This is a genomic window from Pseudomonas allii, from assembly GCF_055380095.1.
On sequence record NZ_AP039450.1, the window covers coordinates 1,582,482 to 1,603,156 of the forward strand.

Consider the following 20,675-nt stretch of genomic DNA (forward strand, 5'->3'; position numbering starts at 1 on the left):
AGGCCTACAACTGCCATGCCTCAATAGTGTTGAAAAGCCTTTCAATCTGAGTTGGCAAGTCGGTTTGTGGATCATGGCTATGGTTGAAAGTGCTGGCCCCAGTTACGAATTTGTCGGCGACAGTAACTTTTGAATAGCTGGTAATCTGCTTTAGTCTAGCGCCGAAAATCTGATAATGCTTGTCTCGAAAAGCTGCTGGCAAATAACTTTCAATCGTATAGCCCTCAGTCACCCAGCAATATCCTGTCTTCGACTCATGTTCAGCAATGTCTGTCCAAACCTGATATTTCACGCAGCTTTGGTTAATGCATTCATCAGTGCCGTCAGCTGCGCGATGAAAGTCCAGATCTCGATCCATAACTACTATGGAGTTCCTATTTATACTGAATATGTCTATTAATCCTGGCGTAGCATTTGATGTGAAATGGCCGAGCATAGACCCGCCGTAAAGAACGAAGGAGAAATTAAGGTTTTCCATGGGCATGGATTTACCATGTGTCGAGCACCAGAGCGAAAGCCAGTGCAAAATGTAGATTCGATCAGACGCCCCTTCGACCCATATCACGCCGTTGGCTTGGAAAACATCGCTTGGCTTTATGCCGAGCCCTGACAGAGCCCTTGCAGGTGATGTTAATTCTGATAATGCGTATCCATTGACTTCAAATAGCTTTGTGTCTGGTACAGACCAGCTTGATATGTCTAGAAGCACAGACGAGTGCGTAGAGATGAAAAGCTGAAGGTTCTTGCGGGTGACGATTTCAGAAACCCTAGCCATCATGAGTCTCTGAAGTGTTGGATGCAGGTGGACTTCAGGCTCCTCGATGACACATATCTGGTTATCATTAACAGAGTTCAGCCATCCTATTAGCCCAGCAAACGCCCGCCATCCAGACGGCAGCATCTTTATTGGGATATGGTTGTACTGACCTAAATCATCGTTGAGGTAGACACCTAATGTGTTCTTGTCAAGAAAGCTAACTGGGTTGGCATGCTTGTAGGCGTCATCTGAATTCGGAGGCCTTTTATAGTCTACTTGGTCGGGCTGCAATGGGTGCGGCGCGAGTCCCACTAGATGCTTGCCATCATTATTGAGCGCGTTGATGATTTTATTAATACAAACTCCGCGTTCGTCGTGTGATGAGCGAAAACTAATTACTGCTTCCAGTTTATCTAAAACCTTTAAAAGTTCCTTTGGAGGTTTCGATGATTTACTGTAAATGCTTCCCTTGAATAAGTGCGTGTCGTCTCGTGTAGTAACGGCTATGTATGTGCCAAATTCATCAATATCTAGTTTGTTGAATACTGAAGCTGCCCGAGTTCCATTGTCAAAGTAGATGATGGAAGCCGCCACGGTAGTTGATCGCATGTTTTCACGAGCAATCGTTTTTATAATCTCAACATCCTTGAGTGCGCGCACCATATCTAGCACAGTTGACTTGCCGCCGCCGTTTGGGCCGACAAAAATATTAACCTGTGAGGCTTCGACTTGTGGAACATCACGCGGATTGAGGGAGTTGGTCTGCATGATGTTGTTGAGGCAGAGTGTTCGAAGCCCCAGCAGACCAAAGCTTTTAATATGCAAGATCGTATTCCTTTACTAATTGATGTTGGTAGGCGCACTCATTAAACATCTTCTGAAAATGAGCCTCCGAACGGTGCAGGCGTCACGCTCGTATTGTACCTAGAGAGACGGAAGCAGAGGTGCTGGCAAGAGTTCTACTCTCTGGCATCGGGAGCTTTCACACTGGTGGTTTAGGATAGCTATCAGGAGCTATCCCAGAGGCGTCAAACCAATGAAGAAAGCTGGACTTCCACAGTGTGCCTCCTGTCTGAGGGTTGTGACTATTTGCGGCTACACCTGCTGCTTATGCATACGCTTTACATCGCTCGAACCAGCCGTTCTAGCTGTTAGCAGCCTTTGCAAGTCGATGCTCTTGCAGATGCTGCATCTCACGCTCCCATTCAACCAGAAATTTATCCCAGTCTGAGGCGTATGGCCCGTCAAAAAACCTGGTCGAACCGACACTTGCTTGATTGAAGCGCTCCCTCCATGGCTGCGGAATAGTCTGCTCCAGGATGATGTCGATGCCGGAGTGGTGATGCTGCAGCGTGACACAATCCCGAAGCTGGTTGAGCTCGAGTGCCTTGTCAGCATGAGGGGAGTCTTTTCGTTCTTGAAGGTCAAGGTCATCGAGTATGGATAAAGCATCGAACGCCTTCGAATCGCCTGGAGATATGTTCGCAAGCATCCACAAAGCCTTTCGTCTCTTGGCCTCCAGTTCGCGGAGTTCATCGTCGGGCATTTGAGTCACCTCTTGTTGGCGTTGATGGCGTGCCGCCTGCGGCGTCAGGCTGCCGTGAATCGAGCCCCGCCAAGGCGTGTCTCGACCCTACGGGCTCACATCCCTCACGCCTGCGCGCTCCGCTTGCTCTGGGTTTACGTGTCTAGGAAGCATAGATCGTAACGCATCCCGCTCCACTGATTCGCAGCGCAGCATCTCTATTTAGAGCGTTCTGTTATCGTTCTAAAAATAATTTAGTCGCTCTTAGTCATCAGCCTTCTGGGGAACCGGGAATGGACACAACTCGACGTGTACCAGGCAGAGCCTACCAAAAGGTTCGCGATCCCGAGCGCCTACTCATCGAAGAACGCGCCGAAGCTCTATCCGCTGCCGGCTACCCGCTGCCAGTTGATGACCCTGCTATGTACGCTGAGCGAAGGCTGAAAGAGGCCAGAGCGGCAGCGCGTTCATCCCAGGTAGGTAGCGTTAGCGAAAACACTGCGGCTGAGCACTCCGCAAGAGAGGTGGGTAATTGCATGGACTAGGCCACCCATTTGCATCGCACGTGACCAGTGCACATGAGCTCCACGACTCGCTGAACTCAATCCAATGCAAACGGTGGCGAAAGGCATAAGTCAGCCAAAACGACGACTGCCGCAGCCGCGCATCTTCTAATACCTACGTCTGCGTACATAGCCTTTAGTAATCATCCCAGTCGTCGTAATGCTCGTCGGACTCTGGCTGACCATCATCGCGCTGCAGGTCTTCAGTTATGAATTTGACACGACAAACCTTATGCCTTACCAACGTGTCAGGCACGTACTCAATCGCAGGCGTCTGCGATGAGTTGGTGCTAAGCAAGTCATCTAGGTTCGTGAAAGCAGTTCGAGGTTCGAGTGAAGCCACCACCGCATGATTAAAAAGGGTCAGGTTAGTGCCTTTCCGCACTTGAGCGGATTCGAACAGTACACCGTCGAGCGGCGGGTCGAATTGTGTAGCTAGGAACTCTGCCATGACTTGGGTAGCCAGGTATTCGTGTTCCTGGTTCGGAAGCACAGGAACGGTAATTTTTGCGTGGAGCGTTTTCAAGAAAATGCGCCTACCCATTTGCTCTTCGTAGTTGGCTTCAAACGCACTCAACGGCCTCGCTTCGTAGGCTTCATCCAGTGCGATGAAATCCAGGACGCGAACGGGTCTTGTGAGTTTGAATTCGCCGCTTACGACTCGTCCTCCGACTGGCGGGCGAAGCTCGGCGACACAGGTCTTTCGGTCAAAAGCTCCATAAAAAGCGGCCAACCCTTTAGGGTTCATTCGGCCAGCACCTGCGGCCTCCTTGGGTGGAGGGCCGAGTTCTGCGGCAGGCTTACTAATGATCGAGTCGTACTCTGAAGCGGAATCACAGCGTCTAGCACGAAAGATCTGGTCATCGACAATCTCTCTGACAACGGACATCGAGCCATCAGGGCTTTTGAAGGATGAAACTCCTCGAAACAGCCAGTCCAGAAAACCCTTGGCATGCTGACTAAAAAACCGATTTCCATGCTTCATTTCGTTCTGAAAATTCAGCCATCGAGCTTCTGCATCTCTTGGTCGAATCACTCTCCACTCATAGTTTTCATCATCGCTGTACCTCGCTTCGCCTCCTTGCATGATGTCGTAATGGGAGCCTTCGTTCAGGTCACAGAGCACACGCTCTACGACCGGGTCATCCTCATTCAAGCCAAGCAATTCTGCGACATGGAAGACAAGGGGATCCCCGGTCTGCTCGGTCTCAGAGCGCTTACCATTGTCATCGTACTGATCGTATATCGCTCCAGGGTGGCAATACTTCTGGAGGACATTGTCGACCATGTTGATCAGGTCTTCGAATGGGATAGCCTTACGCTTTTTTAGGCAGAACGAGCACTCAGCAGTCACGCCGCTTCGCCTGATCAACCTAATGAGATAGGCTTCGTTCAAGCATTGGTGGCAGATCAGGTCTTCGTCCATGGGGCTGTGCCTAGCAAAGTTCAGATGGGGGTGATTCTAAGTCGCGTCAGAGGCTGAGCCCGATGGAAACTTGCTGCGCCTCAGTCTTCCGTCTTCAGGGTGTGTCCTGGCAATCAGTAGCACAGGTGCACAGAGGCATGTCACATGGTGCAACCGCTCTTCGATTTTGACCTCAAACGCGTTTCTCGCCGGCACTACATAACTGGCAAGGCCGCAATCAATTTTCCTCACCCAGGGTGCACCACTGGTGGGTGGCACTTCCTGTCGTACTTTGACCGAGAGGCAGGGGTCGCCAAAGTATCGCTTGCAGGGATTCACTACCCAGATACCGATGCGTTCTTCGGTGATGCGGGCATCACTGACGTAACTGATCAGCTAGCTGATCGTAAATTTCGTGTTGAAGGACGGCGGCTCTACATGGCTGACCATTACAGGGCTGCTGCCGACATGATAGTGAAATGGGTACTGAGCGACTCCAAGCACTGCAACGTCGAGGTGGCTGAATGGTTTCCATCCCAAGCAGAACGACAGTTATTACTCGCGATGCTTTACTTGGCGAAACCCAAGCTGCTTGAACAGGGTAAGCTGAAAAAAATGGAAGCATGGCAAAGCTCGCAGTAGGTCGAAGACGCCGATTCGCCCAAGAAGGCAACGAGCGGGCCTCCCACCTCTCGGTCTGAACTCAGGATTTTTATTCATATGATTCATAGGAACGCTGGCACCTTTCCCCTCCCCGAGACAGTAGAACGCATCGCAACCTTGATCCGGCGCATGATGGACTTTTGGAAGGGTGCTCATGGGTGGGCGCCAATTGAAGCCGCCGAGTTGTTGAACAAGTCCATGCTTGAATGGCAAAGCTCGCTAGCGGAACAGCTGAGTTCATGGTGCGGCACATTGAGCGATGGCCAGCTAATCCTAGCTTGGGCAAACCTTGGCGCGTTAGTTGAGGGGCAGATGAAGCTGCTGTTGTCGGTCTACTACAAAGACTATTTAGCAGATACCCAAGCTATCAAGAGCAGTAGAACCGGAAATACTCTCGATCCAGACGGGGTGAGCCTAGAACCACTGATCATCTTCTTCAAGCGAAAAATATGGTCGCCGGAAGAAGATTGGGAGCCATGGGTGCGTATGGTGCAGCGTCGAAGAAACGCGATCCATGCGTTTAAGGAGAACTCCATCGGAACCGAAGAAGAGCTACATGCTGCATTGGCTACGTTTCTCGAATTTGTGAGATTCATAAACGGTCGGCTGCCGTATCCCGACGGTTACTACGTTCCTAGGGAGCGCTAGGTCGATCAGATGAAAACCCGGTTATCGAGTCAGGTGGACGGCCCCGGTCACGGGCTTTTCGCATAAGGTTATTCAGCGGGTAGATAGTGCGGTGACACACCATTTCAGCTGGGATCAACTAACGATTGGTGATGCACCTCAGGTCTCCATTGTCACCAGGTATGAATCTCACTGCCAGTGCTCGCAAACCTTGACCAGCTCATCCACCACGTATCGAGCCTTTGGCCGCAGGTGAGAAACCTTCGGCCATACAGCATGAACATCTACCGGCTCGGGTTCGTAGTTTCCCAGCACCTCCACCAACCTGCCTGCTTCGATGTCTTCTCTGAACAAACAACGAGGCATCTGGCACAGTCTCACACTGGCAACTGCAGCCAGGATCATCCCTTCGCCATCGCCAATCTGGTGCGTCACAGGAGGCGCGAAGCTTTTCTAGCAAGGTTAGCTGCATAAAGTGGAAGCTTGGCTAAGCTCGCAATAGGTAAATGACGTCAGGTTGGTCAGAAAGACAGCCGTTGCAATACGTGCCGAATGAGAGCAATGGATATGCGCAAGAAGTCCCAGTCATGGTTTGTCCCGCTCCTGATTCTTTTTGCCGTTCTGTGGGCAATGGGGAAGAAAGACACGCCTCCAGCCCCGGTACAGCCACACGCTCTTAGCTCGTCGAATACGCAAGCGTCGATTTCCCCGGCCTCACCGCCAACCCCGGCTCCTGCTTCCGCAACTGAGCACTTTGTGAGTGCTGATAATCTCAATGTCAGGGATCAACCAGGTGGAAAGGTCATCTCCAAACTGAAGCGCGGGGAAAAGGTTCAGGTCTTCGAAACTAGGAATGAATGGGCGCGCATCAGCATTGATGGTCAATCTTCGAAATGGCTTTCGTCCAAGAGTCTATGCAGTGGGCCTGGCTGCTACGTTGTTCCGAAGCCCAGACCGTCGGCCCAGCTTCCACTGCCCGCTCGCCAACAGACTCCAGCTTACGGTTCCTCGTGCCCCTGTTCCTCTGGAAACGTGTGTATAGGGCCTAGGGGTGGTCGATACTGCATTACCTCTGGCGGTAACAAACGGTACGGCGTTTGAGCGATTATCTGATGACGTCTTACCGGGGATTACACTCTCGCAGGCGCTTTAGCCGGTAAACGAGCCGATCTCTTGACGAGGTTTCGTTGCAGACGGATATCTATTGGCTATAAATCCGTAGCCACCTGACTCAACAACCATGTGGTTCAACTTCATTTTTTGATTTTCCAGCTCAGGGCTAAACATGCACACCATACGGAAAGTGGTAATTCAGAATTTCAAAAAATTCAAAACGCTCACGCTCGATTTTGAGTCTGGGAAGAATGTGCTGATTGGCAACAATGAGGCAGGAAAAAGCAGCATTTTGCTCGCGCTAGACCTCGCGCTCGGCGGGAGTCGCAACCGCATTGAAGCTCTGGGTGCAGAAGCTCTGCTCAACAAGGATTCGGTTGACACTTTCCTTGCTGGGGAGAAGAGCCTGGAGAAACTACCTGAGCTGATAGTCGACGTGTTCCTAGAGGAAGGTGACGACGAAGGCCTGTATGGAACCAACAACTCCCACCAGCGCCAGACTGACGGCGTGCGCATGATCCTTGCGGTGATGGCCGAGTATGGCGAAGCGGTGCAAGCCATCTTGGCTGATGATCAACCAAACTTCCCATTCGAATATTATGCGGTGCGGTTTGAAACGTTCGCCGGCAGGCCCTACGCAGCATTCAACCGCCCCATTAAGCACATGATGCTAGACGGTTCACGTATTGATGGCGATCACGCGTCTCGTGAATACACCCGAGCCGTTTACGCTTTCAACGCCCCCGTTGAAGACCGCTATAAACTTGAAAACCTGTACCGCCAAGGCAAGCAGGCTTTTACAGGACAACATCTCGCAGCGCTCAACGCTGACCTACCCGCGTATCAGTTTGACGTACGGAGTAGCGTCCGGTCGAACCTGGAAACTGACCTAATCATCACGGAAGACAATATTCCGCTTGAGAACCACGGCAAAGGAAGGCAGTGCTTCATCAAGACTGAATTTGCGCTGAGCAAGCACAAGCAAGGCGGCTTGGATGTAATGCTCTTGGAGGAGCCTGAGAACCACCTCAGCCATTCCTCCATGAAAGCACTTGTCGCCAAGCTAGCGGAGAACGAGAGTACCCAGCTTTTCATTGCAACCCACAGCAGCCATATCTGCTCAAGGCTTGATCTTCGGCATGCCCTTTTGATCGGCCCGAATGCAGCTGCTGGCTCACTTAAAGCCCTATCACCTGACACCGCAGAATTCTTCATGAAGGCCCCGGACAACAACGTCCTGGAGTTCGCGCTCTCGAAGAAGGTGATATTGGTTGAAGGTGATGCTGAATTCATCCTGGTGGAAGAGTTCTATAAGCAATGTACAAATGGGCGTCTACCGCATGTCGATGACGTTCACATAATCTCTATTGGGGGCACCAGCTTCAAAAGGTACATGGAGCTCGCTAACCTGCTCGGAATTCGAGTCGCAGCCATACGAGACAATGACAAGGATTATCAGAAAAACTGCGTAGAAAACTACGTCGACTTCGCTTCGGATAATGCCAAAGTCTTTGCCGACAAAGACAATGACCGTTCAACCTTCGAAATAGGGTTGCACAACGACAACGAGGAAACCTGCAAGGCCGTCTTCGGCCCAGGACGAAAAACTCTCTCCCCCTTGGAATACATGCTGGCAAACAAGGCAGAAGCCGCGTTTGAGCTGCTCAAGGGAAAGCCAGGCGAGCTCACCGTTCCTGCCTACATCGCGGAGGCAATCCAATGGATAAACGAGTGATGTTCGCCGTGGCAGGGTCAGGGAAGACCACCCTGTTAGTGAAGCGTCTGAGCCTAGAAAAGCGCGCACTGATAATCACCTACACGGAGAACAACTATCGCCATTTGCGCGATAGCATCATCAAACGGTTTGGCCATGTCCCAAAAAACATCAACCTGCTGAGTTATTTCACGTTCCTTTATAGCTTCTGCTATCGCCCTCTGCTGCAAGTGCATATGCAGACGCGGGGAATCAGCTTTCGAGCTCCGCACGCCCGTACGTTAAAGCTCAAACGGGACAATATGGCGTATTACGCCACTACAAGCGGCAGCGTTTACCACAATCGCCTCGCAAAGCTCCTAGAGACCGTTAATGCAATTCCTGGCGTGATGGCGCGAATGGAGCGCTTTTACGATGAGTTTTATGTCGACGAAGTTCAAGACCTAGCAGGTCATGATTTCAACCTGCTAATGGCATTAGCGAAAGCCAAGGTTGAAATGCTATTTGTAGGTGACTTCTACCAGCATACGTTCGACACCAGTCGTGATGGAAACGTGAACAGCTCGCTACACGCCGACATCGGGAAATACGAAAAGCTTTTTCAAAAGGCGGGTGTGACTGTCGACAAGGAAACACTGAGCCGAAGCTGGAGGTGCGGTGTCACCGTATGTGATTTTATTCGAACACATCTGCAGATTGATATGCAGTCACAGCATACCTACGAAACCGAAATCATTCCTCTGTCCAATCAAGTGGATGCTAACGCCGTACACGCCGATGGCAACGTGGTGAAGCTGTTCTATCAGGAGCATTACAAGTACGGGTGCCTGTCTAACAACTGGGGCGCCAGTAAGGGTTTGGATCACTACAACGATGTGTGCGTTGTGCTAGGTACTACTCACTGGAAGATCTATCAGACGTCCTCGCTCGCCGCGCTCCCCCCACAGACAAAAAACAAGCTTTATGTTGCGTTCTCACGGACTCGCGGAAGGCTGTACCTAGCGCCCGAAAAACTTTTCAAACCATTTAAAACGGACTAGGTCGTAGCCATGGGTGGTGATGTCTGGCGTAAGACCTTGTCCAGAAAGTATGCTCAGTATGAAGGGGAACCGCTGGGCATGACACCTAGCGTGATCAGTCGAAAGACTGGCCCTGCTCCATCTCCCCAATCCAGCTGTATGTGCCGTTTAGCCAAACGAAGACGCTGTTGAGCACCTCGCGCAAGTGCCGGATGTTGATATGCGTAACGTCTGGGAGATGGTCTTTACCACTGTTGGTCGTCGCATACCGAAACGCCATCGAGTCTGGGTCGATGTTGTCCAACTGGCGAATGAATTCGTGAACAGCAGTAGCGTTGACGTCAGAGCGCTCTAGCCCCAAGTCCTTGAGCAGATGCCGCAACTCCGACCACAGAGGCATCAAGGGATGCTTATCGTAGTTCTTGGGCTCTTTGCCTGTCAGAGCGCGAGCACTCTTTAGCATCAGCTTGAACTGCAGCTCCAAGGAATGGCGGTACAGAAAAAGCAAAGGATAAATGCCGCTGTCCAATGGCACCTGACGATTCGCCATCGCCTCCACAAGACCGTCGGCGGCATCTTTGTATGCAAAAGCATAGAGGTCGGCACGAAAGTGAGACCAGTTCAGCATCGCGTTGTACTGCCAATCCTCACCCTGGATAAACAGCTGCTGGCCGGAGAAGTCTGCCGGCCACTGGATGGCCTCAAGCTCCGGTTCGAGCATCGGTAGCGATTCCTCATCCATATCGTCTCCTCACGTTGGCCAGTCCATGGTGTAGAACTTTACGAGTCTGGGTGGACTATCGGCAACCAGTAGGTGGTTTTCTGGCTTGGGCTACTGCGCGAGAAAGCGTGATCTCAGGTTGAGGTCATAGTGTCCTTTTTGCGGGGACATCGAAAAATGGCTCTGATCTATGCTGGGCACGGTTTCGGCGCTTAATTGAGCTTCAGAGGGTACGTTATCGCGGCAGCCCAGTAGTCATTGAGGTAGGTGACTACCAGGACTTCACAGAGGCACTCGACAGATTTGAGCAGGCTGCGGATGAGGCTGAGGAAATGGCGTCATCTCTAGACCAGGCAAGACTGAATAGTGAGATGAAAAAGGTCGCGGAGGCGGTTTCCAAGGATCAAGGTTTCATTTCCCTTCGTGGCAAGCGAAAGCGGGCGATTTACGTCCTAAAGCATTACCGACAGGAGATTCCTGAGTCTCCATATCTTGAGCGACCCGATCAGGGATCAGAACCTATTGATCGGAACGTTGTTCTCGTTGCAAGGCAGGCCGCTGATATTCTTGAGTTTGAGACCTGAACGCGGTCAACCGCCAACGTACCACAGCCGGTTAACTGTGCTCTTGGGCAGTTCTAATTGCCGGCAAACCTCCGCTTGAGAAAGGCCTGCTGCCTTGAGTTCGCGTACCGCTTTGAGCCTTCCTGCGGCAGCTGTTCTTTGTGGTGTTGTGAGTTTTTGAGGTTCGGCAGGTAGCTTTTCATCTAGAACTCCAAGCTGCATGAGTTCTTTCATTGTGTCATCCAAAACTGAGCGCGCGGTCTTGCCCTCATCGGCAGCGGCCACGAGCGTGAGAAAGGACAGTGGCATTAAGCCTAGCGCTTTAGCGATGTCGGCACTGAGGTCGACGCTTACTGACGTCGTCGATGCCTCCAGCCGGCTTATGTGACCTTGGTCAGTCTGATGCTGGAGGTCTGCTTGCGATAAGCCACGTCGAACCCTCAGCCACTGTAGCGTTGCCGCATATGCCTTCCGCAAGGACATCCAGCTCACCTCTCCCAAAAGGAGACGGTATGCCGCGTTTGATGTGTCCCACACAAATGTATATAGTCATTGCGATGGGACTTTTGGTGTACCACTTAGCCATCTGTGCGTGCGTATAACCTTATTTTCTTTGTCGCCAACAGGATCATCAATTTATGCCTAATTCTCCTGAGCACGAGTTGCTCCAGAACGGGCGGATCTCCTCAGCAGGCACGTCGCTGTCTCACGCCGAGGTAGAGGCATTAGTAGCCGAACGCTTCCCTGGCAAGGCGTATTGCACCGTCGAGGACTGGCTCATCTTTCACGTAGACGAATCCCCCGAGTCACTTGCGAAAGTACGAGCGTCCGGTCTGGAGCCAATGTTCATGTATGCCCACTGCGTTATCTATGACGGGCATGGACGGTTTCCGCCTGGAGGGTGGGTGCGCTCGACCCTGTGCAAATCATTCGATGGCGTTTGCTTGTTCGAGACGCGTAACACGGTCTACGTATTGGTGGGTGAGGGGCGCGAAATGACTGCGTCACTGAAGACAATATTCGGCTTATGTTAATCGCAGGTGCGCTATGCGGGCTTGCTCTATACGAGATACACGATGTTCCGGATTTGCATGCAAGACCAAGCTGGCCCTGTTGGAATGTTCGGCGACGGCCTCGCTCATTTTCACGCGATGTCACGAACCCTCGCGACCCATTGGTATCACGTAAGCCTCAAGCGCCGGCATGAGGGACGGTTCGTAGCTTATGAAGAGATGCTGAACGATGAGCCTCGCTTGGTAGAGCTGCTGGTCTCCCAAGACGAGAGCATGGTCATTCAAGACGTCCAGGTCGTTACCCCGGCATGGATGAACAAAGGGTCAGGTTGGAAGATGGAAAAGCTGAAATCACTTTCCATGGGGTTCAACCAGGCAGAAGTGCCAATCTGTGTTCTGCAGGTCGAGGGCGGTCAGGTGTACGTGAATACGCATCAGCGTGACCTTGACGTTAACTCCTTGACCGATGTGAAGGAGTTCTACCGGCGCAGTGCTGCGACCACTGATTTGGCTTCAGCAGCGGAGGCTATGTAGCCATGGTCGAGATCAACACTGTTGCAGTCGACCTGCATGTGAAGCGTTACTCAGACTTTGACCTCGTTCGCATCGCAAAAGCTGTCAGTCAAGAGTACGAGAGCTTGATCACTGCTTACCTCGTGAATGTGCATATCCATGCGTGCAGCGCCGTTGGTGTTGTATTTGGCAATATCCTTGCCTTGGCGGATCCGCGATTCTCGGATGGTCGACTACTCCGGACTTCGGACATTCAGAGCGTGAAAAAGGAGGGCCGCTTTTGGGTGATCACCACTGTCAACTCCAAGTACGTCATTGCGACCTTCCGTCGTGATGTAGGGCGACGAAGCTTGCGTGAATTCCTGCGCATTGCAGGTGATCGGTACATCTCAACACCTAGTCGTCTGCAATAGCCGTCGCATTGTTGTTTGGGCTTGCCCCGTTTCGGGGGCAGCTGTCGTGAACCAAGCTCCGCTACGGCGGATCTTGGCCCCTAGCGGGCTTTCATCCTCAAGCCTGCGGCCATCCATGACCTGCGCGCTCCGCTTGCATCTTTATCGAGCAAGTGGCTCCTCCTTCCCATCGCTCTTGGAGCGGACTACGACCTCTACGATACCCATCAGAAAACGCTACTGACCCTAGCACAACCGACCTTCCTCTCTACTCTTTTAAGGTGCCTGTCGGCTTTCCTTCGCTTGCTGCTGACGACATTCGAGCACGTCACATTTACCTCGACAGGGTCGAAGACTACAGCATGATCGGTGCCGGGATTTATCAGGTGACCTTGTGCTTATCGACCGTTCAATGTCTCGGGTGGGTAGGGAGGAACACGAAATTCAGGCTAAAGGTGAGTCGATCTGAATCCATGGTGGAGCTAAACTCGGAGTTTCGGCAACGGCTGCAGAGGATCCGCTGTCGAGGGATCGGGAATACACCCTAATCATCTATGCTCACGCACAAGCGAGCATGCGAGGGGCACATTTCACAAAGGCATTGGAGGAAGAATGGATCAGCCTAAGCGTGAGCGAAAGAAGCCCCGAGGCACTGCATTAACGTTGCAGGTCGGCCCGGAGGGTGCTGTATGTGTAGAGAAAGAGCTACCTGCGGGGAAGCCCGAAATTGAACAGCACTTTGCTGAGATGTTCTGTACAGATAACCAAGGCATGCGGCCTCATTTTAAGCGGTTTGGGCGCTTTGATAATCTGCTCCCTCAGAAGGAAAACGATCTCGACTTCACAGTAGAAACTGACTTTGGTGTGAAGTGGCTAGAGCTTGCCGAGTTTGCCCCTATACAAGAGGTCGGACACTATAAAGAGTCCACCGGGGCTTGGAGCGGCAGTGAAATGGCCGAGCTCTTTAAGAAACTCGTGAGGAAGAAAAATCAAAAACGTTATGGGGGCGACGTCATTCTCATGATATATGCGACCCACGATCATTTCTGGGTTCCTCCGCCCATCATCAGAATGATGCCGTCGATGCTGCAAGGCGAAGGTCTCACTCTGGAAGCCGTGTACATGGTCTCGCCGCATGGAACCATCGTGGAGGCGTGGCCGGGTGATCCCGACAGTCAGGGCCCTATGGGGCTAGGGAACGTTCGCCTTGGGATTCCTCCACTTAGTTAATCAGGGCGAAGAGGAGATATGAGGCCCACTGACGCGATACGAGGAAAGGAAGGGGAGACTCGGCGCCTCATCGAAACCTATGGCTTCACCGAGCCCAAACTCTTCGGCTCTGCCGCTCGAGGCGATGATCACGAAGGGAGTGGCGGCTAGTGTAGCGAGTATCACCAAAGGCAAAACCACGACTGCTGAGTTGAAGTCGCTGTTTGGTGAGCCCTACGCTAAGAGCGCAGTCAGCGAGACTGACGAGAAGTGGATCTACATCTACACCAATGGCTCAGCCCATGCCCAAAGCTACGTGGTCACCATGAAGGTGACGACTACGGGGACTCAGAAAACGCTCGACGTCCTGATCCGAAATGACGTGGTCATCAACTACACGTTCAGCGAGGGCCCCGCTCCAGGCAGTACCACTGCGACGAACTGAGTTCGCCCTTGGCATTGAGCGACCACTGCGCTCAGTACGTTGTTGATGGAGCAAGCTCATGGACAGAACATATGCCTTTGTGGATGAGTCCGGGAACTCTGACCTTGATATGTCAAAAGGAGGGAGCTCGGGCTTTTTCGTCGTGTGCTCCATTCTGGTGGCAGAGAAAGACCTGGAAGCTGCTTATGCCCAAGCTGAAGCACTCCGCATGCGTCATTTTCAAACAGGCGAGATCAAATCCAGCAATCTGAAGCCCAAAGATTCAGATCGCCGTGCCCGAATCCTCAACGAGCTAGCTGAGCTGCCATCCAAGCTCTATTTCACCGTCGTTGATAAGTCCCGAATTCACAAAGACGGCGGCCTCCGTATCAAGACCTCGTTCATAAAATACGTGAACGGGTTGCTCTATGAACGTTTGTTCCGCGCATACCCTGACCTCCAGATGATCGTAGACGAGCATGGTGGCCAGGAATTTCAGGCGAGCCTCAAAAGCTACGTTGCAGAACGATTCGTGGACGACCTATTTGGCGATAAGGATGCCTTCCAGACGATGGCCAGTAAGGACAACGTTCTGGTTCAGGTTGCAGATTTCTTCGCTGGCTAAGTCGCTCAGATCTACGAAGAGAAAGCTTCGGAAGAAGCTGTTCTTGCCTACAAAAAAATCCTCCGCAGCCTGACTCTTGGAATGCTTGAGTGGCCATCCAAGTACCAGTCTCTTCTGCCTCCGCCGGCGGATGAATGTGGGTATGCAGACTACCAGGTACACCAAGAAGCTCTCCGCCAGGCCGACCGTTTTAGCGAACGCGTTGGTAAGCACCCCGATGAAGATGAGCGACTGCAGCTAAGCATCTTGCGGTTCTTAAGATTCCAAAGTGAATTCGTCACTAAAGACTACGTGCCAACCGCAGAAATAGTCGCCCACCTAAAAGATAGCAGTTTCGGAGATATCAACGACCAGAGAATCCGCTCCAGCGGCATCGCCAAGCTTCGCGATTCGAACGTGATCATCACAAGCGCGGCCAAAGGCTACAAGATCCCTCAAACACGGGCAGACATTAACGAATTTCTTGAAAGGGCGTCAGGCATTGTTGTTCCTCTACTGGAACGGGTCAAAAAGGCTCGAGAGGTATATCGGCTGAGCAGTCGAGGGGAATACGACATCGTCACGGCAGGCAACCTGACTGAGCTAGCCAAGCTGCTCGGTGCGCTCGAGGCTTTTGCAGATGACTGAACTCAGTCATAGCAACGAACCCCAGCAGGCTGCGGTGATTCAGGATGAAATTCTAGAGATTCTGAAAGAAGCCAAGGTGCTCGCGCGTAGATTCTATCGCCTGACCGGCAAGCCGCTGGGCGTGACCGGCGAGGTGGCAGAGTACGAAGCTGCTACTCGACTCGGCCTGTTACTACATCCTGCAAGGCAGGCAGGTTACGACGCAACAGAGACGCTGGAAGATGGCGTCGCGAGAATCCAGATCAAGGGGCGCTGTATCCTGAACCCGCAAAAGATTACGGGCCGTATGGGCGCAATTGATCTACGACAACCCTTCGATACTGTGCTCTTGGTGCTGCTTGATTCTGAGTTCAACGCATTTGCAATGTACGAAGCGAGTCGTGCCAAGGTAGAGGTAGCATTGACCTTGCCTGGCTCGAAAGCCAGAAATGAACGGGGAGCGCTGGCGATTAGGCAATTCATGTCGATAGCTGCGTTGCGCTGGGCTCGCCATGAGCCTAGTGTCCTGAGCGGTTAGTTTATTTATCTATTTAAATTGCCCTGGCCAGTGTTTACGGAGGTTTTAAGTTAACGAACTACCCACTCAGACCACTAGCGACTCAGAAAATTAACTGCCGTCTGGACGCCTAGTGCTGCAGATATGTCCCGGGTGATGACCAATGTTAATGTCCCCAATACGGCACATTAACCATGATTTTTGGGCTTAATGGCCCTATTTGGGGACATTAAACTGAGCGAATAACGCGGCCAATAATGACGATGACCCCTGCATGCACTAATACATCACCAGGGCAGAAGATCTCTTTGCCGATGCTGAAAGACAGGGAATCGCAGGCGCAAGAAAGGAGTGGAAATGATCTACTTTTTCATTGAAGACAGTAATGAGAAGGTCAAGATAGGTCGGGCCAAGGACATCGAGCGCCGCAGAAAAGGCCTTCAAACCGGGAATCCGAGGAAGCTTTTACTTCTGGGGTGGATTCGTACAGATGATGACGTGCGACTGGAGAAGGAGATCCATCAGAACTTCTCTCACCTTCGTCGTACGGGCGAATGGTTCGATCTGGATCCTTCGGACATCTTGCCGATCCTCGAGCATTTCGGCATCGATGGTTTTGTCGGTACGACCGACGATTCTTTCGAAGTCATCGGTAATGATCGGGATGGCGTGCCCGAGTATCTCGGCGTCTGGAGTTGGGGCAACCTGGAATGGAACGAGTGCTGCCCTTTCTGCGGAAGCTTCTGCGGCATGCACTTTCAAGACGCGTCGAGTATGTACCACTGCCTAAACTGCGACTCGCTTACCACCTTTGATTTTCTGAGTCATCAGGAGGAGGAGTGACAGCTTGAATATTAGCCATATTGGATGAGTTCTCGAACAGCTCTGCAACGTCGGGCGAGAAGCGACAGGGGAGGGCGCTTCTCACATTGGCAGGAGCCCTGAGGGTTAAGGCCTCTTCGGGCCAAAGCCTGACGCCAGAGGGGGCACGGCTAGCGTGCCTTGGTTGTGAAAAAAGCCAACGGTCAATACTTCCCGTCTAGGTAATCCTGGAACCCTACCGGTAATTCATTTTCTTCTCTAAATGGGTTCGAGTAATAAAAGCAGTAGTCTTCAGCCTTGGAAGCTTTCTTAGGTGGGTTGAGGAACTGGACGTCATGCTTTTTAAGGATTTCGAATGTAGGATCATCCATGTAGGGATTCTCTATCTTTTCATGGAGGAAAAGCTGATAAAGCAGAATCCAATTTTGATCAAGTTCGTACAGGGTGCAGTTTTCAATCACCTGGCGAGCATGCGCAACTACAGCATCTGTAGCGGATTCGAAAATACTGAGCAGAGCAATCGCTGTTGCATCACTCGTCTGAATAACCAAGTCGATGTTTTCAGCAGTTGGGCGTGAGCTTAGCTGCTTCAAATAATATAGCGCCCAGCACATGCCGTCCGAACGGCGATGTAACGCATTGGTTTCGAGGATTCCATTGAGCTTTGCAGTGACGGCCTCTTTGTCATAGTAGTCCGAAGTGGCGTCGATCTTTTCAAGAAGTGGCAGGAGTATTGGGTAGTGCCAGCTTAGGCTAAGAATGTATTGAAATACTGTGGCGGCTGTATCACCCTGAGCTCTATGGCAAATTAGTCCTGCAGCTAGCTTCAATACACTACCATCAGGCACTGCCCGGTTTAAATGTACGGCATAGTCAAGAAAATTTATGGCCTCATGAGTGAAGAGGGTCAAGACTCCGTTGGAATCGGTTCTCCACGGGGTGGCATTAGCTAATTTGGTAACCCAGGAGTCCACTAGCGGTTCCGGTAGCTCGGTTATTTTTGTTTTGCTGAGATTGAGCGTTAAACGGTATCGAGACAGGGCGATGCTCAGGGCACGAATGAATTCCTGAGCCTGAATATGTGTTTCGCAATAGGCCGTATAATCATCAATGTAACGTACAAAGCGAAACTTTCCCGCGAGCTCTCTATCAACCGCAGCCAGAACTATTTCCACCGCTATGCTTGAGGAGCTAGGGCCAACAGGTAGGCCGGAAGTCTCGTTGCGTTTTGCGTTGCGCAGCGATATGTCGAGGGTCGAGCTCCAGTGCTTTTCTCCTCCACGTTCTTGTAGACGCTCTTTGGCCTTTTCATAACCTTGAATGGCCCATTCTAGAGAATGTGTGTAGATAGAGCCAAAGCAGTTGGCTACGTCAGCATGAGCTCGAAAACTCGCACCAAAACTAATTTCCAAAGTGTTTTTTGTTTTTGTTTCATGGTCTTCATAATTCATGATAAACATGCGGCCATCATTATGCTGTTCGGCAGTGATGACGCTGTTTTCATCTTTCATCGATTCGAATATTTCTAGTCTGTTTTTCTTCAGGTTCGAATATATCCTTGCGTAGGCGAGGGGATGTATAAGGCTGAGCACCCGTGGAACATTGTTAAATCGTGTGGCCTTGTATTCCACAAGGTCGAACCAGTAGGTTTTTCTCTCTCGGCTCAAATTAATGGCTGCTAGCTCTTCAGCAATTTCTGGAGTGAATCTACTTGTTGAAAAGCATGGGGGTAATTCGGTTGCGGAGTCTTTTTGATTTGGAAAATAATTCCAACGTGTCAAGGCCTCCAGGAAATGTCTTTCCTCATCGTGAAATACGGCAATATTTGATACCAGGTTGGTGAATTCTTTCACTGAATTTATTGCTCCTACGATGCGTGCTCGGCAATCGGTGCGAGGGATATGCCAAGATTTGGTAGCTTTGCTGAACTTTTAGAAACAACCGTGCGCAGGGTTAAGATAGTCGCTCAAGCTTGCCGAATTGTCGCTTTGAAAAGCCCTGGGAGCGCTACTTTGGTAGTCTCCCAAGGTTGGGCCGCATCCTACTCAACAGTTGGCGTGATGCGTTGCATTGAGACGCCCGGTACTAAAGCGCCGGCTTCTGGAAAGTTATGAGCGAAGGCCCCCACCAAGTCTACACCGTACTCTTCGACAGCCTGAGCAAGTCCCGTCATTCTGGCCATGCCGGCAACCACCATAGCGCGCCTTACCCCAGCGTGCAGCGCATCATCGATAGTCATGGCTGCTCCAAGGGCGCATACAGATTCCCTCACCGTCTCCGTGTCGATCCTCCAGTGCATCCCCTGAGTCTCGACACGCAAGCCACGGTCATCGGTCGAGACCAACCTGGCATAAGTAACCCGTTTGGGGAGCGTCTGTTTAAGGAGCAGTCGATCTCCCTTCGAGTAGGTGTCCCATTGCGTTTCCAAGGCCGCAGGCTCACCACGCTTGCGCACTAACTCGTTGATCACCTCACACAGCTGGTAGCTGTCGCATATGGCGACAAGGGTGGGATCAGCCTTCAGTCCAGCGACCGCTCGATCCAGAAACGAATGATCTGAAGGTGGGCTCGAGATAGCGCCAGGAGGCGGGTCAATGTGATGATTGGGGAAGTAGTCTTGGAGCTGATTGACGATGCGGCTATTCAAGCTGCCGTCGACTGCAGTTTTTTGGTTGCAAAGAAAGACGACCCGGTCACGGTGGGTGAAGTGGCCTAGAAGCAGGGATACTTCAACCGCGCTGTACCATTGAAAGTCCCAGACAATAAAGGTTCGGTACTCGCCTCGTCCCGCAGGTATAGATTCCCAATGTACCAGATGGGCTTCGGAGCCATACCGCCCAGCTAGACCCTGATGAACAATACCCGGTTCAGAGCCTCCTAGAATTTGCAGAATGGAAGAAAACTCGTCACAAAACGACGCAGCCGATTCGTTACCTGAGTAAGTAAATATGGAAAACCGCGAATTAATTGCGTCGCCAACAAGCTGGCCGTGGTCAGAGTTATTGAGGGCTCCGTATAAACTGGAATACCGGACGTAGGCATACTCGATCTCGCGGTCGGAGTACGTAGGAAAAAAGGCATGAGTTAGCTTCTGGAGTTGCGAGCGTATTGAACTCTGGATCAGGTGATGGCCCATGAGTTGAAAATTATCATGGTGTCCAACAACCAGATGCTTGTCCAGGCAATCAGGTAGCGCCGACCTGAGAGACGCCGGGAGATCTAAGGCATTCAAAACCGTTGCCCCCCGCTTGGCGTCGGTGAGCATCTTGGCGATTAGCTGATAACTGGGAGTGCTCGCGAGCTGGCTGGCAGTCGAGGAGTTGTCCTGCACATGTCTAATACCCAGGAATGGAAACGCTTTGGTGGGTGTCTCAAATAGTGCACGAGTGCCTTCGGGGCCATGGAGGTGGCATATATTAAGCGCTTGATAGTGACAAAAGCCGGATTCAAGCATGAAGGTGGCTGCATCGACGAGGCAAGATTGACGATGAAAATGATGGGCCAGCTGACTTGCATACGGCTCAGAGAAGTACATGCACAGAGCTCTGTGATCCTGCTGTTCCAACGCCAATAATGCGGCTGAGATACCCTGGGTACTCAAAGCTAAGAGCCTAACTTGCTCGCGCCTTGGTAAGTACAGTTCTGGCAAGTAGAAGTGGTGCTTGACCAGCAGGTGCCAATGAGCGGCGGAGGTCGACGTAAGCGTAAAATCTATCCTTCCTTGAGAACGGCGCACGCTGTATGTTTTGCCTAGTAGGATTGCAGTCGTTGGTGCGCGTTCAACCCTGAGAACCACGCGCCGTTGATTCCAAGGTAATACACCTTTGACGACTAAAGTGCCGTCAAGGCGGTGTATCACTTTAACGATCAAATACGTCGCCATT

The 20,675-nt window shown here is 51.7% G+C and carries 21 protein-coding genes and 1 pseudogene; 14 read left to right on the forward strand and 8 right to left on the reverse strand.

Annotated features, from left to right (window positions below):
* Positions 1 to 4: 4 nt before the first annotated feature.
* The 3 genes from ACZ445_RS07095 to ACZ445_RS07105 all read right to left on the reverse strand — a co-directional run bounded on the left by ACZ445_RS07095 (position 5) and on the right by ACZ445_RS07105 (position 4,271).
* Entirely contained in the window at positions 5 to 1,582 is a 1,578-nt protein-coding gene (locus ACZ445_RS07095) for an ATP-dependent nuclease (RefSeq protein WP_464708130.1), read from the reverse strand.
* A 319-nt stretch (positions 1,583 to 1,901) separates the two neighbouring features.
* Complete coding sequence (locus tag ACZ445_RS07100) at positions 1,902 to 2,303, reverse strand: hypothetical protein (protein ID WP_464708131.1); 402 nt, start codon at positions 2,301 to 2,303, stop codon at positions 1,902 to 1,904.
* 678 nt (positions 2,304 to 2,981) lie between these two features.
* Complete coding sequence (locus tag ACZ445_RS07105) at positions 2,982 to 4,271, reverse strand: RES family NAD+ phosphorylase (RefSeq protein WP_464708132.1); 1,290 nt, start codon at positions 4,269 to 4,271, stop codon at positions 2,982 to 2,984.
* A gap of 144 nt (positions 4,272 to 4,415) precedes the next feature.
* Between ACZ445_RS07105 and ACZ445_RS07110 the strand changes: the two genes are divergently transcribed.
* Positions 4,416 to 4,892: a hypothetical protein gene (locus tag ACZ445_RS07110; RefSeq protein ID WP_346609415.1), complete on the forward strand. Its 477-nt coding sequence runs from the start codon at positions 4,416 to 4,418 to the stop codon at positions 4,890 to 4,892.
* A 78-nt stretch (positions 4,893 to 4,970) separates the two neighbouring features.
* Positions 4,971 to 5,561, forward strand: coding sequence for a hypothetical protein (locus ACZ445_RS07115; protein WP_346609416.1), 591 nt, complete (start codon positions 4,971 to 4,973; stop codon positions 5,559 to 5,561).
* Positions 5,562 to 5,729: 168 nt separating this feature from the next.
* On the opposite strand, the pseudogene ACZ445_RS07120 reads toward ACZ445_RS07115, so the two are convergent.
* A pseudogene (locus ACZ445_RS07120) lies at positions 5,730 to 5,987 on the reverse strand (LysR substrate-binding domain-containing protein); the annotation flags it as partial.
* 183 nt (positions 5,988 to 6,170) lie between these two features.
* Between ACZ445_RS07120 and ACZ445_RS07125 the strand changes: the two are divergent.
* The 3 genes from ACZ445_RS07125 to ACZ445_RS07135 all read left to right on the forward strand — a co-directional run bounded on the left by ACZ445_RS07125 (position 6,171) and on the right by ACZ445_RS07135 (position 9,407).
* Positions 6,171 to 6,641: an SH3 domain-containing protein gene (locus ACZ445_RS07125; protein ID WP_464708599.1), complete on the forward strand. Its 471-nt coding sequence runs from the start codon at positions 6,171 to 6,173 to the stop codon at positions 6,639 to 6,641.
* Positions 6,642 to 6,825: 184 nt separating this feature from the next.
* The gene (locus ACZ445_RS07130) at positions 6,826 to 8,388 is read left to right on the forward strand and encodes an ATP-dependent nuclease (RefSeq protein WP_464708134.1); all 1,563 of its coding nucleotides are present in this window, start codon (positions 6,826 to 6,828) and stop codon (positions 8,386 to 8,388) included.
* On the forward strand, positions 8,373 to 9,407 hold the full coding sequence (locus ACZ445_RS07135; RefSeq protein ID WP_464708135.1) for a DNA helicase UvrD: 1,035 nt from the start codon (positions 8,373 to 8,375) through the stop codon (positions 9,405 to 9,407). Before ACZ445_RS07130 ends, ACZ445_RS07135 begins: the two co-directional genes overlap by 16 nt.
* A 94-nt stretch (positions 9,408 to 9,501) precedes the next feature.
* Here ACZ445_RS07135 and ACZ445_RS07140 read toward each other — a convergent pair whose 3' ends face one another.
* A complete protein-coding gene (locus tag ACZ445_RS07140) occupies positions 9,502 to 10,128 on the reverse strand; it encodes a hypothetical protein (RefSeq protein ID WP_464708137.1) in 627 nt (208 codons plus the stop codon).
* A gap of 569 nt (positions 10,129 to 10,697) precedes the next feature.
* Positions 10,698 to 11,153, reverse strand: a complete 456-nt coding sequence (locus tag ACZ445_RS07145; RefSeq protein ID WP_464708138.1) for a helix-turn-helix domain-containing protein — start codon at positions 11,151 to 11,153, stop codon at positions 10,698 to 10,700.
* A gap of 155 nt (positions 11,154 to 11,308) precedes the next feature.
* Between ACZ445_RS07145 and ACZ445_RS07150 the strand changes: the two genes are divergently transcribed.
* The 9 genes from ACZ445_RS07150 to ACZ445_RS07190 all read left to right on the forward strand — a co-directional run bounded on the left by ACZ445_RS07150 (position 11,309) and on the right by ACZ445_RS07190 (position 16,812).
* Positions 11,309 to 11,704 carry a DUF6957 family protein gene (locus tag ACZ445_RS07150; protein ID WP_339550281.1) on the forward strand — a complete coding sequence of 132 codons (396 nt, stop codon included), beginning with the start codon at positions 11,309 to 11,311 and terminating at the stop codon, positions 11,702 to 11,704.
* A 42-nt stretch (positions 11,705 to 11,746) separates the two neighbouring features.
* Positions 11,747 to 12,217 (forward strand): hypothetical protein, encoded by a 471-nt coding sequence (locus ACZ445_RS07155; protein ID WP_464708139.1) that lies wholly within the window; start codon positions 11,747 to 11,749, stop codon positions 12,215 to 12,217.
* A gap of 2 nt (positions 12,218 to 12,219) precedes the next feature.
* A complete protein-coding gene (locus ACZ445_RS07160; protein WP_464708141.1) occupies positions 12,220 to 12,609 on the forward strand; it encodes a hypothetical protein in 390 nt (129 codons plus the stop codon).
* A 591-nt stretch (positions 12,610 to 13,200) separates the two neighbouring features.
* Positions 13,201 to 13,818: a hypothetical protein gene (locus ACZ445_RS07165; protein ID WP_464708142.1), complete on the forward strand. Its 618-nt coding sequence runs from the start codon at positions 13,201 to 13,203 to the stop codon at positions 13,816 to 13,818.
* Between the two features lie 124 nt (positions 13,819 to 13,942).
* Positions 13,943 to 14,242 carry a hypothetical protein gene (locus tag ACZ445_RS07170; protein WP_464708601.1) on the forward strand — a complete coding sequence of 100 codons (300 nt, stop codon included), beginning with the start codon at positions 13,943 to 13,945 and terminating at the stop codon, positions 14,240 to 14,242.
* A gap of 58 nt (positions 14,243 to 14,300) precedes the next feature.
* Positions 14,301 to 14,846: a DUF3800 domain-containing protein gene (locus tag ACZ445_RS07175; RefSeq protein ID WP_464708143.1), complete on the forward strand. Its 546-nt coding sequence runs from the start codon at positions 14,301 to 14,303 to the stop codon at positions 14,844 to 14,846.
* A gap of 81 nt (positions 14,847 to 14,927) precedes the next feature.
* Positions 14,928 to 15,473 carry an MCP four helix bundle domain-containing protein gene (locus ACZ445_RS07180; RefSeq protein ID WP_464708144.1) on the forward strand — a complete coding sequence of 182 codons (546 nt, stop codon included), beginning with the start codon at positions 14,928 to 14,930 and terminating at the stop codon, positions 15,471 to 15,473.
* Positions 15,466 to 15,990, forward strand: coding sequence for a hypothetical protein (locus ACZ445_RS07185; RefSeq protein WP_464708145.1), 525 nt, complete (start codon positions 15,466 to 15,468; stop codon positions 15,988 to 15,990). The genes ACZ445_RS07180 and ACZ445_RS07185 overlap by 8 nt, the downstream gene beginning before the upstream one ends.
* Before the next feature lie 336 nt (positions 15,991 to 16,326).
* Positions 16,327 to 16,812 carry a GIY-YIG nuclease family protein gene (locus tag ACZ445_RS07190; protein WP_464708146.1) on the forward strand — a complete coding sequence of 162 codons (486 nt, stop codon included), beginning with the start codon at positions 16,327 to 16,329 and terminating at the stop codon, positions 16,810 to 16,812.
* Between the two features lie 182 nt (positions 16,813 to 16,994).
* On the opposite strand, the gene drt4 is transcribed toward ACZ445_RS07190, so the two are convergent.
* Together drt4 and ACZ445_RS07200 are read right to left on the reverse strand one after the other, a co-directional pair.
* Positions 16,995 to 18,644, reverse strand: coding sequence for an antiviral reverse transcriptase Drt4 (gene drt4, locus ACZ445_RS07195; protein WP_464708147.1), 1,650 nt, complete (start codon positions 18,642 to 18,644; stop codon positions 16,995 to 16,997).
* Between the two features lie 188 nt (positions 18,645 to 18,832).
* Complete coding sequence (locus ACZ445_RS07200) at positions 18,833 to 20,674, reverse strand: hypothetical protein (protein WP_464708149.1); 1,842 nt, start codon at positions 20,672 to 20,674, stop codon at positions 18,833 to 18,835.
* Position 20,675: the final 1 nt, after the last annotated feature.

Excerpts from the sequence above, each read along its gene's own strand:
- ACZ445_RS07100 (WP_464708131.1), bottom strand. The coding sequence starts at position 2,303 with ATGCCCGACGATGAACTCCGCGAACTGGAGGCCAAGAGACGAAAGGCT.
- ACZ445_RS07105 (WP_464708132.1), bottom strand. The coding sequence starts at position 4,271 with ATGGACGAAGACCTGATCTGCCACCAATGCTTGAACGAAGCCTATCTC.
- ACZ445_RS07110 (WP_346609415.1), top strand. The coding sequence starts at position 4,416 with ATGGTGCAACCGCTCTTCGATTTTGACCTCAAACGCGTTTCTCGCCGG.
- ACZ445_RS07115 (WP_346609416.1), top strand. The coding sequence starts at position 4,971 with ATGATTCATAGGAACGCTGGCACCTTTCCCCTCCCCGAGACAGTAGAA.
- ACZ445_RS07125 (WP_464708599.1), top strand. The coding sequence starts at position 6,171 with ATGGGGAAGAAAGACACGCCTCCAGCCCCGGTACAGCCACACGCTCTT.
- ACZ445_RS07130 (WP_464708134.1), top strand. The coding sequence starts at position 6,826 with ATGCACACCATACGGAAAGTGGTAATTCAGAATTTCAAAAAATTCAAA.
- ACZ445_RS07135 (WP_464708135.1), top strand. The coding sequence starts at position 8,373 with ATGGATAAACGAGTGATGTTCGCCGTGGCAGGGTCAGGGAAGACCACC.
- ACZ445_RS07140 (WP_464708137.1), bottom strand. The coding sequence starts at position 10,128 with ATGGATGAGGAATCGCTACCGATGCTCGAACCGGAGCTTGAGGCCATC.
- ACZ445_RS07145 (WP_464708138.1), bottom strand. The coding sequence starts at position 11,153 with ATGTCCTTGCGGAAGGCATATGCGGCAACGCTACAGTGGCTGAGGGTT.
- ACZ445_RS07150 (WP_339550281.1), top strand. The coding sequence starts at position 11,309 with ATGCCTAATTCTCCTGAGCACGAGTTGCTCCAGAACGGGCGGATCTCC.
- ACZ445_RS07155 (WP_464708139.1), top strand. The coding sequence starts at position 11,747 with ATGTTCCGGATTTGCATGCAAGACCAAGCTGGCCCTGTTGGAATGTTC.
- ACZ445_RS07160 (WP_464708141.1), top strand. The coding sequence starts at position 12,220 with ATGGTCGAGATCAACACTGTTGCAGTCGACCTGCATGTGAAGCGTTAC.
- ACZ445_RS07165 (WP_464708142.1), top strand. The coding sequence starts at position 13,201 with ATGGATCAGCCTAAGCGTGAGCGAAAGAAGCCCCGAGGCACTGCATTA.
- ACZ445_RS07170 (WP_464708601.1), top strand. The coding sequence starts at position 13,943 with ATGATCACGAAGGGAGTGGCGGCTAGTGTAGCGAGTATCACCAAAGGC.
- ACZ445_RS07175 (WP_464708143.1), top strand. The coding sequence starts at position 14,301 with ATGGACAGAACATATGCCTTTGTGGATGAGTCCGGGAACTCTGACCTT.
- ACZ445_RS07180 (WP_464708144.1), top strand. The coding sequence starts at position 14,928 with ATGCTTGAGTGGCCATCCAAGTACCAGTCTCTTCTGCCTCCGCCGGCG.
- ACZ445_RS07185 (WP_464708145.1), top strand. The coding sequence starts at position 15,466 with ATGACTGAACTCAGTCATAGCAACGAACCCCAGCAGGCTGCGGTGATT.
- ACZ445_RS07190 (WP_464708146.1), top strand. The coding sequence starts at position 16,327 with ATGATCTACTTTTTCATTGAAGACAGTAATGAGAAGGTCAAGATAGGT.
- ACZ445_RS07200 (WP_464708149.1), bottom strand. The coding sequence starts at position 20,674 with ATGGCGACGTATTTGATCGTTAAAGTGATACACCGCCTTGACGGCACT.